Here is a 15,903-nt window from a genome sequence, read left to right on the forward strand (position 1 = left end):
CGGAAATTGGTGTGGTTCAGGAATCGGAAAGAACATCGCCGTGCGCTGCGAGTGTTCGGCGCGCGTAGTAGGAAAAGTTCGCTCGACTTCGCGCAGGCGTGAGCGTCCAGTCGTGGGCTTCACGAGCCAAACGTTCGGGAAGTGGCGCGATCGATCCCGCAGCCATCGCTGCGAGCTGCAGCTTTGCGCCACGCTCGATCAGCATCGCCAGCGAACACGCTTCTTCGACGCTGGCGCCCGCGATCACGTGTCCGTGATGGGCCAACAGCACCGCCTTCTTGTCCCCGAGGGCCGCGGTGATGATCTCCCCTTCCTCATTGCCGACGGGCACTCCGGGCCAGTCGGGCAAAAAGGCACAGTCGTCATAGAGCGGAGCGATGTCCATCTGCGAGACGACCAGCGGCACCTCGAGCATCGACAGCGCAGCCACGTGAAAGGGATGCGTGTGTACGACGCAGGCGACGTCAGGACGCGCACGGTAGATCCATGAGTGAAATCTGTTGGCAGGATTGGCCATTCCCGAACCGGAGAGCACCTCCAGGTCTTCATCGACGAGAAGAAGATTGTCCTCGGTGATCTCGTCGAACCCGAGACCCAACTGCTGCGTGTAGAACGTGTGCGGTTCCTCGGCCCGCGCCGTGATCTGGCCAGCAAGTCCCGAATCATGACCCGCGTCGAACAGTGCTCGACACGTGATCGCCACCCTTTGTCGTGTCGTCAGTGACGATTCGGCGAAATTGCGCGCTATCTCTCGCGATGCACGGGTCATGAGTTCTGATTTCGACTCACCGAACGTCGTGCTCATACCTGACCACCCTTGATCGACGTCGTGCTCGCCCGCGGCGCGTCCGACGTATCCGCCGCGACTTCGATGTCTGCGGTGTGCCCCATATCGACGCTTCGCTCGAGGTCGGCTTCGATCTCACTGAGCACGTGCCGATTCCGAAGGCTCACCAGACCCATCCAAGCGAGTCCGACAACGATGTACGCCGCGAACACGTAGGGAAAGTAGCGCACCGGCGCCGGTGGCACCGGGTAGAAGCTTCCGATCGTCGGCACGAGAAGGCAGACCACCGCGGCAACGCAGATCGCGATGTTCTTGGGCCGCAATTCGCCACGAGCACGAAGGTAGGCCGGCGCTGCGACCGACACCATGAAGTAGACAAGCAAGAACCCGAAGGCTGCCAACGTACCTGCGTCACCGAAGATGGTCAGCGGATCGTTGAAGATCAGCAGGACGGCGACGACAGCAAAGATGATCGCCGTATAGGCCGTCACGGCGATGTGCGGAGTTCTGTTGTGCACGTGGACTTTCCCGATGTGTCCGCTGAACATCCCGTGACGCGCCATGGGCATCAGGATGCGCGCGCCCGCATTCACGCAGGACAAGGTCAGCGAGAAGAAGCTCAGAATCGCACCCAAGCAGATGGGGGCTTTCAGGTAGCCCACACCGTATGCGTCGGCGAGACTGTCGAGCGGCGCGCTCAGATCCGCCAACGACAACCCGTGGTCACGCGCCCCCATCACCTCGACGTAGCTGACCAGGATGAAGAACGTGCCGGTGATGATCAGGCTCCAGCGCACCGCGCGGGGGATGTTGACCAGTGGATTCTTGGCCTCACCGCCGAGCGCTGTTGCGCTTTCGAACCCGACGAGACTGAAGATGCAGGTCACCACGGCGAGCATCAACCCGTGGCCACTGACTCCCTCGAGTCTGAGCTGTGGAGTGTCGACGATCGACCCGTGTCTGACCACCATCGTGACGCACAGTGCGACGATGAGGAACATCGACAATCCCTCCAACACGAGCATCAGCAACGACGACACACGAATGTCCTTGTACGCCACGAACCAACACAGGAGTGCACTCACCGCGAAACACACGATCGCGGGCACACTGAGGTCGACGCCGATCGCGTCGAGGAACTGATTGACAAATATCGAGAATCCAGTGAGCCCGGCGATCGCAATGAATCCGTAGGCCCAGAGCAATGTCCACCCCGCGAGGACACCGCTCTTGGCACCAAGACCGCGCCCGATATAGGCGTACATCGAACCGGCCGATGCCGACCGGGATGAGAACACTTTCAGGTTCATCACGACGAAACCCAGCATGAGAGTCGCGAACAGATAGGACAACCAGGTGCCGTTACCCGCATACGAAAACGTCAGCGGCACAATCAGAACCGCTGTCATGGTGGGCGAGATCAGAGCGATGGACTGTGCCACGAGAGTAGGGAAACCGAGCACACCCGAGCGGACCTGAGCGGTCGCACTCGGGGATTCGGATGAGGAGATCGACATGTGAAGCCTCCGCGGGCTACGTGGTGAACGGAGAGAATGGAATTCCGGCGCACTCGTCGATGGGTGCATTCATCCGGACCGGCTCACCGTAAGTCGAAGTTGCCTCACAGGCAACACTGGTTGTCCGACTTGATCTATCGGTAACGTGTCGTTACCCAGTCCTCACAATCGCTTCCGTGACGGTCCTGCGACACCACACGGCCGTCGGATTGCTCGACGCGTCTGGTGTGACTACTGTCCGAAACGTGTCAGCCACAGTGGATCTCGAAGCGATCGGCGCCAGGATAAGAGCAGCACGAGAGCGAAAGGGCTTCACACTCGACCAGGTGTCGTCGTTGTCGTCGATCTCGAAAGCGCACCTTTCCCGGCTCGAGGCAGGCGATCGACAAGCGTCCATCGGCACCCTCGTCGAACTCGCCGACGCTCTCGACGTGAGAGTGAGTGCACTGCTCGGCGAGGACACAACCGTCGACGGAACGTCGCAGCCGTCCGGTCTGGCGATCTACGCTGCCGATGCACCGAGTCGCGCTTCTGGCGAACTCGACATCGCCGCATTCGGCGGCTTCCCTGGATCCAGAGCACTCGAGGCGCTCCGCGTACACATCTCGGCAGGTCGCCGGGCGCGCACGCCCGTCACCCATCGCGGCGAGGAGTGGTTGTACGTCGTCACCGGACGCCTCACGTTCGAATTCGACGCGGTCAGCTACGACGTTCCCGCCGGTTCGGCCGTCCACTTCGACGCCACTCACCCGCACAGACTCGGCGCCGACGTCGACACCGAACTACTCCTCGTGTCGGCGATTGACCGGGCGACGCTCAGCCAGATTCGCCACTAGGAGCGTCGTCGAATCCCGTCGAGAGCCCGATCGGCAGGCCCGCCGACTGATCCGTATGACAGTTGGCCCGCGATCCGGGCGAAATGTCATACGGATCTCCAGCACCCCTGACGCTCAACCACAAACGACGCCGAGGCCTCGAAACCGCGCAGCCTCAGCCGATTTCGATCAGCAGGTCGCCGGGCGCGACCTGCTGCACGGACGTCACCGCGACGCGGGCGACCTTGCCGCCGACCGGCGCGGTGATGGTCGCCTCCATCTTCATGGCCTCGATCGTGCCGATCGCCGCGCCCGCTGCGATCTCGTCGCCGACGTTCACCGACAGCGACACGACGCCCGCGAAGGGTGCGCCCACGTGGTTCGGGTTCGCCCGATCGGCACGCTCGGCGGCGGCGACCTTGGAATCGACGGACCGGTCTCGCACCGCGACCGGCCGCAACTGTCCGTTGAGCACACACATCACCGTGCGCATGCCCTTCTCGTCGGGTTCGCTGATCGCCTCGAGGCCGATCAGCAATTCGACGCCCGGCTCGAGTTCCACTCGGTGCTCGTCGCCGTAGCGCAGTCCGTAGAAGAACTGATTGGCCGACAGCCTCGACGTATCCCCGTACGTTTCCTGATGCTCCTCGAATTCCCTTGTCGGACCGGGGAACAACAGCCTGTTGAGGGTCTCCTGCCGCGGCCTGCCCGCTGTGTCGAGTGCGGTGTCGTCGGCCGCACTGAGTTCTTCGACGGGGCGCGGCGCCGTACGACCGGCGAGTGCACGGGTACGCAACGGCTCCGGCCACCCGCCCGCGGGCTCACCCAGTTCGCCACGGAGAAAACCGATGACGGAGTCGGGGATGTCGTAGGAACCGGGGTTCGCGGCAAAGTCAGCGGGTGCGATGCCCTGCCCGACGAGGGCGAGAGCAAGGTCGCCGACGACCTTCGACGACGGCGTCACCTTGATCAGACGCCCCAGCATCGCATCGGCGGCAGCGTAGGCCTCTTCGACGGCCTCGAAGCGGTTACCGAGCCCCAACGCGATGGCCTGCTGACGCAGATTCGACAACTGGCCGCCCGGGATCTCGTGCGAGTACACGCGCCCGGTGGGCGCGGGAACTCCGGATTCGAAGGGGGCGTACACCTTTCGCACCGCTTCCCAGTACGGTTCCAGGTCGCAGACCGCCTTGAGGTCCAGCCCGGTGTCGCGTTCGGTGTGCGCAAACGCCGCGACGATTGCCGACAGTGGCGGCTGACTCGTCGTGCCGGCCAAGGGTGCCGACGCGCCGTCGACGGCGTCTGCCCCCGCGTTGACGGCCGCGAGGTACGTCGCCAACTGCCCACCAGGAGTGTCGTGGGTGTGGACGTGGATCGGCAGATCGAACTCGCTTCGCAACGCACGAACCAGCTTGTCGGCTGCAGGTGCCCGCAGCAGACCCGCCATGTCCTTGATGGCCAGCACATGCGCGCCTGCGTCGACGATCTGCTCCGCCAGGCGCAGGTAGTAGTCGAGCGTGTAGAGCTTCTCGTCGGGGTTCGCGAGGTCGCCCGTGTAGCTCATCGCGACCTCGGCGACCGCGCGGTCGGTCTCGAGTACCGCGTCGATGGCGGGTCGCATCTGTTCGATGTTGTTGAGCGCGTCGAAGATTCGGAAGATGTCGATGCCCACGTCCGTCGCCTCGGCGACGAATGCCGTCGTGACTTTCTGCGGGTACGGCGTGTAGCCCACGGTGTTGGCACCGCGAAGCAGCATCTGCAGACAGATGTTGGGTATCTCTTCGCGCAACTGCGCCAACCGATCCCACGGATCTTCCTTCAGGAACCGCAGCGCGACGTCGTAGGTGGCACCGCCCCAACACTCGACCGACAGCAACTGCGGGGTCGTCGCCGCGACATACGGTGCGACGGCGAGCATTCCGCTCGTCCGTACGCGCGTCGCGAGCAGCGACTGATGGGCGTCGCGGAACGTCGTGTCGGTGACACCGACCGCCGCGCGGTCACGAAGGTCACGCGCAAAACCGCTGGGCCCCAAGGTCAACAGTCGCTGCCGCGAGCCGTCGGGTGGTGCGAGTAGTTGCGCACGGTCGAGGGCGGGAAGCTTGTCGCGCGGGTACACCGTGCTCGGACGTTCCCCGTGCGGCTTGTTGACCGTCACGTCCGCGAGATACGAGAGGATGCGCGTGCCGCGGTCTGCCGATCCACGCGAATTCAACAACCACGGGCGGTCTTCGATGAACGACGTGGTCACGTGTCCCGCAGCGAAGTCGGCGTCGTCGAGCACCGCCTGCAGGAACGGGATGTTGGTGGCCACACCGCGAATGCGGAACTCCGCCAAGGCACGTCGTGCGCGCCGCACCGCGGTGTCGAAGTCGCGACCCCGGCAGGTCAGCTTGACCAGCATCGAGTCGAAATGGCCGCTGATCTCTCCGCCGAGGACCGCACCGCCGTCGAGTCGGATGCCGGCACCCCCCGGCGTGCGGTAGGCGGTGATACGCCCGACGTCCGGCCGGAAACCATCCGACGGGTCCTCGGTGGTGATACGGCACTGTAGTGCTGCTCCACGGATCGCGATCGAGTCCTGACTCAACCCCAGGTCGTCGAGCGACTGCCCCGACGCCACCCGCAACTGCGCCCCGACAAGGTCGACATCGGTGATCTCCTCGGTCACCGTGTGCTCCACCTGAATGCGCGGATTCATTTCGATGAAGACGTGCCGACCCTGTTCGTCGACCAGGAATTCGACGGTCCCGGCGCACGAATAGCCGATCTGCTTGGCGAACGCGACGGCGTCGGCGCAAATCCGCTCACGCAGTTGCGGATCGAGATTCGGCGCCGGTGCCAATTCGACAACCTTCTGGTGTCGACGCTGCACGCTGCAGTCACGCTCGAAGAGGTGAATGACGTTGCCCTGCGTGTCGGCCAGGATCTGCACCTCGATGTGGCGCGGATTGATCACGGCCTGCTCGAGAAACACCGTCGGGTCGCCGAACGCGGTATCGGCCTCGCGCGACGCCGCCGAAATGGCTTCGGCGAGATCTTCGCGCTTTGCGACGCGACGCATACCGCGGCCACCGCCACCGGCGACCGCCTTGACGAACAATGGGAACTGCATGTCGGCGGATGCCGCGACCAACTCGTCGACGTCGGCCGACGGCTCCGAGGACGCCAGCACCGGCAGACCGGCAGCCTTCGCTGCGGCGACAGCCTCAGCCTTGTTGCCGGTCAACTCGAGTACGTGCGCGGGCGGTCCGACGAACGTGATGCCGTGCTCGGCACACGCCGCCGCCAAGCCCGCGTTCTCCGACAGGAAGCCGTAGCCGGGATAGACCGCATCTGCACCCGAATGCAGTGCGGCACCGATGATCTCGTCGACAGACAGATACGCACGGACCGGATGGCCCGGTACGCCGATCTGGTACGACTCGTCGGCCTTCAGTCGGTGCAGCGAGTTGCGGTCCTCGTACGGGAACACCGCGACGGTTCCTGCCCCGAGCTCGTATGCCGCACGAAAGGCACGGATCGCGATCTCTCCACGATTTGCGACCAGGACTTTCTCAAACATCTCGGGACACAACTTTCGTTCGTCGAATACACGTTGCCCGGGCAGGCGCCAATAGGACAGGCACCGCCGTCGTCGTCGACCTTATCTGCAAGTGAGGGTGATACCTCACTTTTGTCTCAAAGTGTGAGAGAGCGCTGCGAGGGCCCCGTGTAGCTACTCAACGGACGGATCAGCGAGTTCGACGCTGCCTGTTCCATGATGTGCGCAGTCCACCCCGTGATGCGGCTCATCACGAAAATCGGCGTGAACGATCCGATGTCGAAGCCCATCAGGTGATACGCGGGTCCGGTCGGGAAGTCGAGATTCGGTTTGATGCCCGTGCGCTCGTCCATCAGCCGCTCGAGTTCGGTGTAGATGCGCAGCCACCGGTCCTCGCCGAGCTGCTCGGAGACCTCGACGAGAGCCGCACGCATCGTCGGCACCCGCGAATCACCGTTCTTGTAGACGCGATGGCCGAACCCCATCACCTTGTCCTTGTTCTCCAGCTTGCGCTCGAGCCAGGCCATCGCCCGTTCTGGGCGGTCGATTTCGATCATGTCGTACATGACCGCCTCGTTGGCGCCGCCGTGCAGCGATCCCTTCAGCGCTCCGATCGCCGCCGTCACCGCGCTGTAGATGTCCGACTGAGTCGACGTCACCACACGGGCCGCGAAGGTCGATGCGTTGAAACTGTGCTCGGCGTAGAGCACCATCGACTTCTCGAACGCCGAGACGACCACCGGATCGGGAACCTCGCCGAAACACATGGCCAGAAAGTTCTCCGCGTAGCCGAGTCCATGGTGCGGGGGTATCGGGTCGAGTCCGCGTCGTCGACGCATGTCCGCCGCGACGATGGTCGGCAGGATCGAGAACATCCGCAGCGCCTTGTCGTAGTTCGCGGTGGGCGCCGCATTGTCCTCGTCCGGGTCCTCGGTGCCGAGGTAGCTGATGACCGTGCGAACGACGTCCATCGGGTGGCAGTTCTCCGGAATACGGGCGAGGACGGCCTGCGTCGACCGATCGAGTCGACGACTCGCCCGCTCCCGCTGCGTGAACGCGGCGAGTTGGGCGTCGGTGGGCAACTCGCCGTGCCACAGCAGGTACGCGACCTGCTCGAAGCTGCAGCGCGCGGCGAGATCCTGTACGGGATAGCCCCGGTATGTCAACGAATTCGTCTCGGGCACAACCTTAGAGATCGCAGTGGTGTCGACGACGACCCCGGCAAGACCCTTGTGAATAGCAGGTTGGCCAACTGGCGGCGCGCTCATGGATATACCTCCGGCGTGGAATTCAGGGTGAAGTTGAACAGTTCGGAATCGAAGTCGTTGTAGTCCGCGTAGCGCAGCAACTCGTAGAGCCTGCTCCGGTGCTGCATGCCGTCGAGGAGCCCCGATTGTGTTCCGGTAGAGGCGATCTCCCGAAGTCCTGACTCGACGGCACCCATCGCGATGCGTAGCGTCGTCACCGGATAGATGACCGCGTTGTAGCCGACGTCCCCCAGCTGTTTCGCAGTGAGCAGGTCGGATTTGCCGAACTCCGTCATGTTGGCCAGGAGCGGAACGTCAACGGCCGCACGGAATCTCTCGAACTCCGAGGCGTCACGCAATGCCTCCGTGAAGATGAGGTCGGCGCCGGCATCGGCATACGCCTTGGCGCGGTCGATCGCGGCGTCGAGACCCTCGACGGCACGCGCATCCGTCCGCGCGCAGATCACGAAGTTGTCGTCGCGTCGTGCCGTGACCGCTGCCGCAAGCCTTGCGAGCATCTCGCCGACGGGAACGACGTCCTTGCCGTCGAGATGACCACACCGCTTGGGATTGACCTGGTCCTCGAAATGGCAGCCGGATAACCCCGCGTCTTCGAGGGTGGCAACGGTCCGCGCCGCACTCATGGGTTCACCGAATCCGGTGTCGGCGTCGACAAGTGACGGCAGGTTGGTTGCGTGGGCGATCTGCCCGCCGCGAGCGGCGACCTCACTCAGCGTCGTGAGCCCGATGTCGGGGAGCCCGATATCGGCCGAGAGCACAGCGCCGGATACGTACACGCCCTCGAACCCGACGTCGGCTATGAGCTTGGCCACCAGCGGCGAGAATGCGCCGGGCCAACGCTGCAGACTTCCCGACGCCAGGCCCGCCCGCAGCGCGATCCGCTTGTCCGCGGCAGGTACGGATGACGAGAACAGCCCCGCCACAGCGCTTTCCGATGAGGTCATCAGAAGATCCCTGTCCCGATGGTCGGCGCCTTGTCGAGCACGACGGACAGCACCGTCGGATTGAGAGCGTCGAGGCTTCCCTCCTCGAGCGACGCGAGACCGGCTGCCGCATCGAGGAATCGACGCTGCTCGGCCGCATCGATCACGCCGTCTGCCATGGTGGAGAACTTGGCCTCGTACTGCTCGCGAGCGAATGGTCGGGCACCGAGCGGATGGGCGTCCGCAACAGCCAGTTCGTCTGTGATGACCTCACCGTTGCGCAGCGTCACAACCGCTTTCGCGCCGAACGCCTTCTCCGCCGGATCGGCGGAGTGGTAGCGGCGGGTCCACTCGGGATCCTCGACGGTCGAGATCTTGCGCCACAGCTCGACGGTGTCGGGACGATTCGCACGTTCGGGCGCATACGACGCCTCGTGGTGCCAGAAACCGTCCTGCAGTGCGACGGCGAAGATGTAGGGCACCGAGTGGTCGAGCGTCTCGCGACTGGCCGACGGATCGAACTTCTGGGGATCACCGGAGCCCGTGCCGATCACGACGTGGGTGTGGTGGCTGGTGTGCAGCACGATCGATTCGATCTCGGCGAGATCGGTGATCCGCTCACGCATCCGACGCGCGAGGTCGATCGGCGCCTGACTCTGATACTCGGCCGAGTGCTCCTTGGTGTAGCTGTCGAGGATCGCCCGCTTGGCCTCGCCCGGACCGGGAAGCGGTATCTCGTAGACCTTCTCGGGGCCACCGAGTAGCCACGCGATCACGCCGTCCTCGCCCTCCCAGATCGGAGCGGGCGCCCCCTCACCTCGCATCGCACGGTCGACGGCTTCGATCGCGATCTTGCCCGCGTGAGCCGGCGCGTATGCCTTCCAACTGGAGATGAGCCCCTTCCGCGACTGCCGCGTCGCGGTTGTCAGGTGCAGGGCTTGGCCGACGGCCTGGTAGATCGTCTCGACGTCGAGACGCAACATGGTTCCCAGCCCCGCGGCGACGGAAGGACCGAGGTGCGCAACGTGGTCGATCTTGTGCTCGTGCAAACACATTCCGCGCGTCAGATCGATCTGGATCTCGTAGGCGGTGGCGATGCCTCGGATCAGGTCGGCACCCCCGGCGCCGACGTGCTGCGCCACCGCGACCAGCGGCGGGATGTTGTCTCCCGGGTGCGAGTACTCGGCGGCGAGGAAGGTGTCGTGGAAGTCGAGTTCACGCACGGCGACCCCGTTGGCCCACGCTGCCCACTCCGGGGAGTACGCGCCGGCGACACCGAACACCGCTGCGCCGCGACCGCCCTGCCCGTGCGGGTGAGCGAGCGCCTGTGATCGCGCAGTCGTCACCGGCCGACGAATCACCGAAGCGGCGCTGACCGCCGCGTTGTCGATGACCCGATTGATCACCATCTCGGCTGTCTCGATCGGCACCTCGACAGGGTCGACGGCGACCTCGGCGATCTTCTGAGCGAGATGCTCCGACTGCCCGAAGTCCTCGGCACTGCGGCGGGTCCGCACGTTGTGAATGATCATGTTCGCACCGTACGCATCTCGTTCCGCTCCACATAAGTCCTGGCGAATGCGTATTTTTGTGGATAACTACCTGCAAATTTGCGAATGTTGTGAACACATGACGAGCTAGGCTCTGTACATGGCACACCCCTCTGCCGCGACGCCCGGGAGACTTCTCGTAGGAGCTCGCCTACGCAGGCTCCGCGACGAGCAGGGACTCTCCCAGGCCGCACTCGCACGTCGAATCGACAAGTCGACCAGCTACGTCAATCAGCTCGAGAACGATCAGCGGCCGATCACCGTCGGCGTACTTCTCGCACTCACCCGCGAGTTCGACCTCAACGCCGACTACTTCGCGGCCGACACCGACGCGCGCCTGGTCGCCGACCTGGCCGACGCACTTGCCACCGCACCCGACGGCGGCGATGTCACGCGCGCGCAGATCACCGAGCTCGTCTCCCGAATGCCCGACGTCGGCCGCACGATCGCCGCTCTCCACAGGCGTCTCGTAGCCGCCGAATCCGAGCTCGACACATACCGGGGCCAGGCAGCCAACGGCGGAGCGTCGTCGACTCCGATGCCGTTCGAGGAGGTCCGCGACTTCTTCTACGACCGCAAGAACTACATCGACGTCCTCGACCGGGCAGCCGAGGACATGTTCGATCAGCATGGCCTGCGCGTCGGAGGACTCGACCTGCAATTGGCGACGCTGCTGTCACGCGAACACGGCGTCTCCGTGTCGATCAGCCGTGACACCGACCCCGTCGCCGCCGCGCGCCGCCCCAAACGCGTCTTCGATCCCACTCGGCGCGTCGTCCAGCTCGCGGGTCGACTCACCTCCGGGCAGCGCGCGTTCCAACTGGCCACCCAGTTGGCGTTGATCACGCAGAGCGATGTGATCGACGCGGTGATCGCCGACGCCGTCGAACTGAGCGATGAGTCCAGGTCTGTAGCCCGAATCGGACTCGCGAACTACTTCGCGGGAGCATTGTTGTTGCCGTACAGACACTTTCGCGATGCTGCGGAGGAAGCACGCTACGACATCGAACTGCTCTGCGTCGGCTTCGACGTCGGCTTTGAGACGGTGTGTCATCGGCTGTCGACGCTCCAGCGCCCCGGACATCGCGGTGTCCCGTTCATCTTCGTCCGGACCGATCGCGCGGGAAACATCTCCAAGCGACAATCCGCCACCGCATTTCACTTTTCGCGGGCGGGAGGGAGTTGCCCGCTCTGGGTCGTACACGACGCATTCGCCTCGCCGGGGCGGGTTGTCACCCAGGTCTCGCAGATGCCCGACGGCCGGTCGTATTTCTGGCTCGCTCGGAGCACCGACGAGGGGTTGGGCTACCTCACACAGCACAAATCCTTCGCCATCGGATTGGGTTGCGATCTCGCACACGCAGACCGTCTCGTCTACTCCACCGGCATCGACCTCGCCGACGACCGTCGTACCGTACCGATCGGCGCAGGATGCAAGGTGTGCCCGCGACCTGCCTGCCCGCAGCGGGCGTTCCCGCAGGTCGGCAGGCCCATCGACGTCGATGTCACTGTCAGTGACTCCATCCCGTATCGCCCGGCCCGCACAGGGTAGGTGACCTCGTGAGCGACAGAGCGACGTCGTTCTGTCCGTCACGCATGCGACGGCGCGTATCCGGTCTGCGGTAACGTCGGGCGAAATGATATCGGTTACCAAGAAGCGCAGCCGTGCTCTCACGGCTCGGTCACTCGTACTCGGGTACGCGTGGCCGGCTCTTGCTGCCCTCGCCGTCCTGGCTGTCACCGTAGCGGTGGTCGTAGGTCTCACACTGCAGTCGTCCCCGGCCGCCGACTCCGCGGCCGCGACGACTGCCGCACGTCCGGTCGCTGCCCCGGTCATCCCCAAGCCCTCCTGCCCCGAGAAGTCCGAAGGGAAGGCCATCGTCGTCGGACTCGCGTCGCAACACATGGTCCTATGCCTTGACGGGCAACCGGTTTCCGACATCGCGGTGACCACCGGCAGCGTCGACCGCGGTGTAGGCACACCGCTGGGAACCTGGCGTATCGAAAGCCATGACGTCGATCGCACGCTGAGCGGTCCCGGGTACACGGTGTTCGTGCACTACTGGTTGCACCTGTTCGGCGACATCGGATTCCACGACTCGCCCTGGCAGAAGTTTCCCTACGGCGACACGACGGCCTACAAGACCCGGGGCTCCGAAGGCTGTATTCACGTGCCCGGCAACGAGATCAAGCACCTCTACGACTGGGCGGGCGACGGCACGCCTGTCACGATCACTGCCTGAGTCTCATACCGACTCAGGCAGTGATCGTGACCCGGCCGCTCAGGCGACGTCGTCGCTGTTGACCTTCTCTGCGCCGTCGTGACGCCGCATCGTGAACAGCAGATTCAACGCGATGGCCACGAAGATGCCCACCGCAGCGCCACTGGAAAGCACTTGTTTGGCCGCCGTCGGGAATTGACTGTAGAAGCCGTTGATCGTGATCGGCAGCAGGGCCACGCCGATCGCCGCAGCCGTGATGATCACGTTGGAGTTCTGGCTGTAGTCGACACGCCCGAGGATGCGGATACCGACCACCGCGATGGTTCCGAACATCACCACTGCTGCGGCCCCGAGGACGGGCCGCGGGATCGCCGCCACGACCTCACCGACGACGGGAAAGAACGCGAGGCACATCAGCATCGCGCCGGTCAGCGCTGTCACGTAGCGGCTGAACATCCTCGTGATGGTCAGAATGCCGACATTCTGCGCGAAGGTGACGTACATGAACGACTGGAACACGCCACCGCCCAGCGCGGTGACCACGCCGTCGGCACGCACGGCCGCTGCCAGGCGATCGCGCGAGACCTTCTGTCCCACCACTTCCCCGACGGCATTGACCTGTCCGGCAAGTTCGACGATGAGCACGATCTGAATCAGGGCAAGCGAGCAGATCGCCAGCAGGTCGAAACGCGGAACACCGAAATGCAAGAGGTCGGGGAACGAGAACGCGGCACCCTCACCGATACCCGAACCGTCGAACATCCCCGTGAGCGCCGCGACAACGACGCCGACGATCATGCCGATCAACACCGAGATCGGTCGAAGCGCGCGCGGCAACAGGCAGTAGCAGAGCACGATGGCCAGCGCTGTTGCAGCGGCCAGGCCGATCTTGGCCGGAGAAGCGAACCCGGGGTCGTCGGGATCGGAACCGACGATCATCTTTCCGCCCGCTGGTATCAACTGGATACCGATAAGCAGGATGGTCGTCCCGATGACGACCGGCGGAAAGAACCGCATGAGCTTGCTGACCAGCGGCGCAATGGCGATCGTCGCAAGGCCGACGACGAGCACCGAACCGTACATCGTCTGCAGTCCCTCACCCTGGCCGATGATCAGCATCGGCGCGATGCCGGTATACGACGCACCGATCACCATCGGCAGCTTCACGCCGACCTTCCAGATGCCCAGCGACTGCAGTAGTGTGCCGAAACCGCACAACAGCAGGTCTGCGGTGACGAGGTAGACGAGATCTGCCCGCGAGAGATCGAGCGCTGCCGACACCACGACGGGCACCGTCACCGTGCTCGCATACATCACGAGCAGATGCTGGAGCGCGAACACGACGAGCCGACCGGGTGAGGGAACCTTGTTCACCGGCTCGGTAGCGTTGTCCGACGCAGCGTCGGGGTGAGTCGAGTCGTGCGGCTCGACACGCTGTGCGGACTGGTCGACGATGATCTGATCGGTCGTCGCGGTGGGGTCGAAGTTCTTGCGGACGATCCTCTCGCGGACGCGGGAGACTGCGGTGGGGTTGCTCATGGCCTGTTCCTGTTTCAAGCGGCGCCGAGTGGTCGGCTCTTACACGGCTCCGGCCGCGACCGATTCATCGGAGGAACTGCGCTGTACCCGATCGATCACGGTGGAAATCCGTGAGATCGCACGCGCTTTTCGAAAGCGAAGGAACCGGACTCCGGTTCCCGCGACGCAGTACAGGTCGGGACCCCTACTACGTGCAATCCATCTTGCGAGTACAAGTAAAACGGGATTGTGTTACGGCCGATTCACGTCACGTAACAACAGCGTTAACGTGCCGGGTGGGCGGGTATACCCGCAACGATTGCGCACACCCCGACATGCCGCACCGGCTTGATCGTCGTAGCGTGTCGCTGTGCCCTCAGCAACCCTCATCGAGAATGCCTCCGTAGTGACCGTCGACCCGGATCGTCGGGAATTGACGCGCGCGTCGGTACTCATCGAGGGCACCACGATCAGCGCGATCATCGAGGCGGATGCCCCGGCGGTGCCGTTGCCTGATGACGTTTTCCGCATCGACGGCACCGGCTGCGTGCTCACGCCCGGGCTCGTGAACACCCATCACCACCTCTATCAGTGGATCACCCGTGGCCTCGCTGCCGATCACACGCTCTTCCAATGGCTGACGACGCTGTACCCGATCTGGGCTGGTATCGACGAGCAGGCGGTGCACACCGCGGCGCTCGGCGGCCTGTCGACACTCGCGTTGTCCGGCTGCACGACGACGACAGACCACCACTACGTCTTCCCGCGTGAGGGCGGCGACCTGCTCGGCGCCGAAATCGGTGCAGCCCAGGCCGTCGGCGTGCGCTTCCATCCGACGCGCGGTTCGATGGACCTGTCCGAGAAGGACGGCGGCCTGCCGCCGGACACCGTGGTGCAGAGCATCGATGAGATCCTCACCGCCAGCTCCGATGCCGTTGCGCGCTGGCATGATCCGGCACCCGACTCGATGCTCCGCATCGCGCTCGCACCGTGCTCACCGTTCTCGGTGACCACCGACCTACTGCGCGAATCCGCCGTCCTGGCACGAGAACTCGGCGTCCGACTGCATACCCACCTCGCCGAGTCGGTCGACGAGAACACCTACTGCGACGAGCATTTCGGTTGCACCCCACTGGAATATATGGAATCTGTCGGTTGGACCGGCGACGACGTGTGGTTCGCCCACGGCATCGAGTTCGCCGACGACGAGATCGCCCGGCTCGCGGCGACGTCGACCGGCGTCGCCCACTGCCCCACCTCCAACGCCCGCCTCGGCAACCACATCTGTCGCACTCGCGACCTCGTCGACGCCGGGGTTCCCGTGGGATTGGGCGTCGACGGCGCGGCGTCGAACGAATCGGCCCGGCTCCTCGAGGAGGCACACCAGGCCGTGCTGATGGCACGCACGCGGGGAGGCCCCACCGCACTCACGACACGGACGGCGATCGAGCTCGCGACCATCGGTGGCGCCCGAGTATTGGGCCGCGCCAACGAGATCGGCTCCATCGAGGTCGGGAAGCTCGCCGATCTCGTCCTCTGGGACCTCACCACGCTCGCGCACGCCGACATCGACGACCCGGTGGCAGCACTGGTTCTCGGTGCCATCCCGCCGATCAAGGCGTCGTGGGTCAACGGCACACAGATCGTCGCCGACGCCGAGCTGCTCACCGTCGACACAACGACCGTCGCGGCCGACTGCGCACACGAGCATCGCCGACTGCTGGACAAGGCACGCGGGGCCCGGACATGACACCTCTTC

At 64.5% G+C, this 15,903-nt stretch carries 11 protein-coding genes; 4 read left to right on the top strand and 7 right to left on the bottom strand.

The features are described 5' to 3' along the window. Positions 1 to 16: 16 nt before the first annotated feature. Entirely contained in the window at positions 17 to 805 is a 789-nt protein-coding gene (locus tag ACRVY7_RS00275) for an aldolase (RefSeq protein WP_431815560.1), read from the bottom strand. Further along, positions 802 to 2,229: an APC family permease gene (locus ACRVY7_RS00280; RefSeq protein WP_431815561.1), complete on the bottom strand. Its 1,428-nt coding sequence runs from the start codon at positions 2,227 to 2,229 to the stop codon at positions 802 to 804. Before ACRVY7_RS00280 ends, ACRVY7_RS00275 begins: the two co-directional genes overlap by 4 nt. A gap of 320 nt (positions 2,230 to 2,549) precedes the next feature. On the opposite strand from ACRVY7_RS00280, the gene ACRVY7_RS00285 reads away from it, so the two are divergent. Then, positions 2,550 to 3,140, top strand: coding sequence for a helix-turn-helix domain-containing protein (locus ACRVY7_RS00285; RefSeq protein WP_156528009.1), 591 nt, complete (start codon positions 2,550 to 2,552; stop codon positions 3,138 to 3,140). 154 nt (positions 3,141 to 3,294) lie between these two features. On the opposite strand, the gene ACRVY7_RS00290 is transcribed toward ACRVY7_RS00285, so the two are convergent. The 4 genes from ACRVY7_RS00290 to prpD all read right to left on the bottom strand — a co-directional run bounded on the left by ACRVY7_RS00290 (position 3,295) and on the right by prpD (position 10,386). Then, positions 3,295 to 6,684 carry a pyruvate carboxylase gene (locus ACRVY7_RS00290; RefSeq protein WP_431815562.1) on the bottom strand — a complete coding sequence of 1,130 codons (3,390 nt, stop codon included), beginning with the start codon at positions 6,682 to 6,684 and terminating at the stop codon, positions 3,295 to 3,297. A 116-nt stretch (positions 6,685 to 6,800) separates the two neighbouring features. Continuing rightward, positions 6,801 to 7,931: a bifunctional 2-methylcitrate synthase/citrate synthase gene (locus ACRVY7_RS00295; protein ID WP_431815563.1), complete on the bottom strand. Its 1,131-nt coding sequence runs from the start codon at positions 7,929 to 7,931 to the stop codon at positions 6,801 to 6,803. Beyond that, a complete protein-coding gene (gene prpB / locus ACRVY7_RS00300; protein ID WP_431815564.1) occupies positions 7,928 to 8,875 on the bottom strand; it encodes a methylisocitrate lyase in 948 nt (315 codons plus the stop codon). The genes ACRVY7_RS00295 and prpB overlap by 4 nt, the downstream gene beginning before the upstream one ends. Continuing rightward, positions 8,875 to 10,386, bottom strand: coding sequence for a 2-methylcitrate dehydratase PrpD (gene prpD, locus ACRVY7_RS00305; protein WP_431815565.1), 1,512 nt, complete (start codon positions 10,384 to 10,386; stop codon positions 8,875 to 8,877). Before prpD ends, prpB begins: the two co-directional genes overlap by 1 nt. Before the next feature lie 118 nt (positions 10,387 to 10,504). Here prpD and ACRVY7_RS00310 point away from each other — a divergent pair, with 118 nt between their 5' ends. Then, entirely contained in the window at positions 10,505 to 11,956 is a 1,452-nt protein-coding gene (locus ACRVY7_RS00310; RefSeq protein WP_431815566.1) for a short-chain fatty acyl-CoA regulator family protein, read from the top strand. 85 nt (positions 11,957 to 12,041) lie between these two features. Continuing rightward, entirely contained in the window at positions 12,042 to 12,647 is a 606-nt protein-coding gene (locus tag ACRVY7_RS00315; RefSeq protein ID WP_431815567.1) for a L,D-transpeptidase, read from the top strand. 39 nt (positions 12,648 to 12,686) lie between these two features. Here ACRVY7_RS00315 and ACRVY7_RS00320 read toward each other — a convergent pair whose 3' ends face one another. Next, positions 12,687 to 14,165, bottom strand: coding sequence for a nucleobase:cation symporter-2 family protein (locus ACRVY7_RS00320; protein ID WP_431815568.1), 1,479 nt, complete (start codon positions 14,163 to 14,165; stop codon positions 12,687 to 12,689). A 349-nt stretch (positions 14,166 to 14,514) separates the two neighbouring features. Here ACRVY7_RS00320 and ACRVY7_RS00325 point away from each other — a divergent pair, with 349 nt between their 5' ends. Then, positions 14,515 to 15,894 carry an 8-oxoguanine deaminase gene (locus tag ACRVY7_RS00325; RefSeq protein ID WP_431815569.1) on the top strand — a complete coding sequence of 460 codons (1,380 nt, stop codon included), beginning with the start codon at positions 14,515 to 14,517 and terminating at the stop codon, positions 15,892 to 15,894. Positions 15,895 to 15,903 lie beyond the last annotated feature (9 nt).

The sequence above is a fragment of the Gordonia jacobaea genome (assembly GCF_965344965.1).
GTDB classification, from domain to species: Bacteria; Actinomycetota; Actinomycetes; order Mycobacteriales; family Mycobacteriaceae; genus Gordonia; species Gordonia jacobaea.

Coding starts and splice junctions, on each gene's coding strand:
- ACRVY7_RS00275 (WP_431815560.1), bottom strand. CDS start 805: ATGAGCACGACGTTCGGTGAGTCGAAATCAGAACTCATGACCCGTGCA.
- ACRVY7_RS00290 (WP_431815562.1), bottom strand. CDS start 6,684: ATGTTTGAGAAAGTCCTGGTCGCAAATCGTGGAGAGATCGCGATCCGT.
- ACRVY7_RS00295 (WP_431815563.1), bottom strand. CDS start 7,931: ATGAGCGCGCCGCCAGTTGGCCAACCTGCTATTCACAAGGGTCTTGCC.
- prpB (WP_431815564.1), bottom strand. CDS start 8,875: ATGACCTCATCGGAAAGCGCTGTGGCGGGGCTGTTCTCGTCATCCGTA.
- prpD (WP_431815565.1), bottom strand. CDS start 10,386: ATGATCATTCACAACGTGCGGACCCGCCGCAGTGCCGAGGACTTCGGG.
- ACRVY7_RS00310 (WP_431815566.1), top strand. CDS start 10,505: ATGGCACACCCCTCTGCCGCGACGCCCGGGAGACTTCTCGTAGGAGCT.
- ACRVY7_RS00315 (WP_431815567.1), top strand. CDS start 12,042: ATGATATCGGTTACCAAGAAGCGCAGCCGTGCTCTCACGGCTCGGTCA.
- ACRVY7_RS00320 (WP_431815568.1), bottom strand. CDS start 14,165: ATGAGCAACCCCACCGCAGTCTCCCGCGTCCGCGAGAGGATCGTCCGC.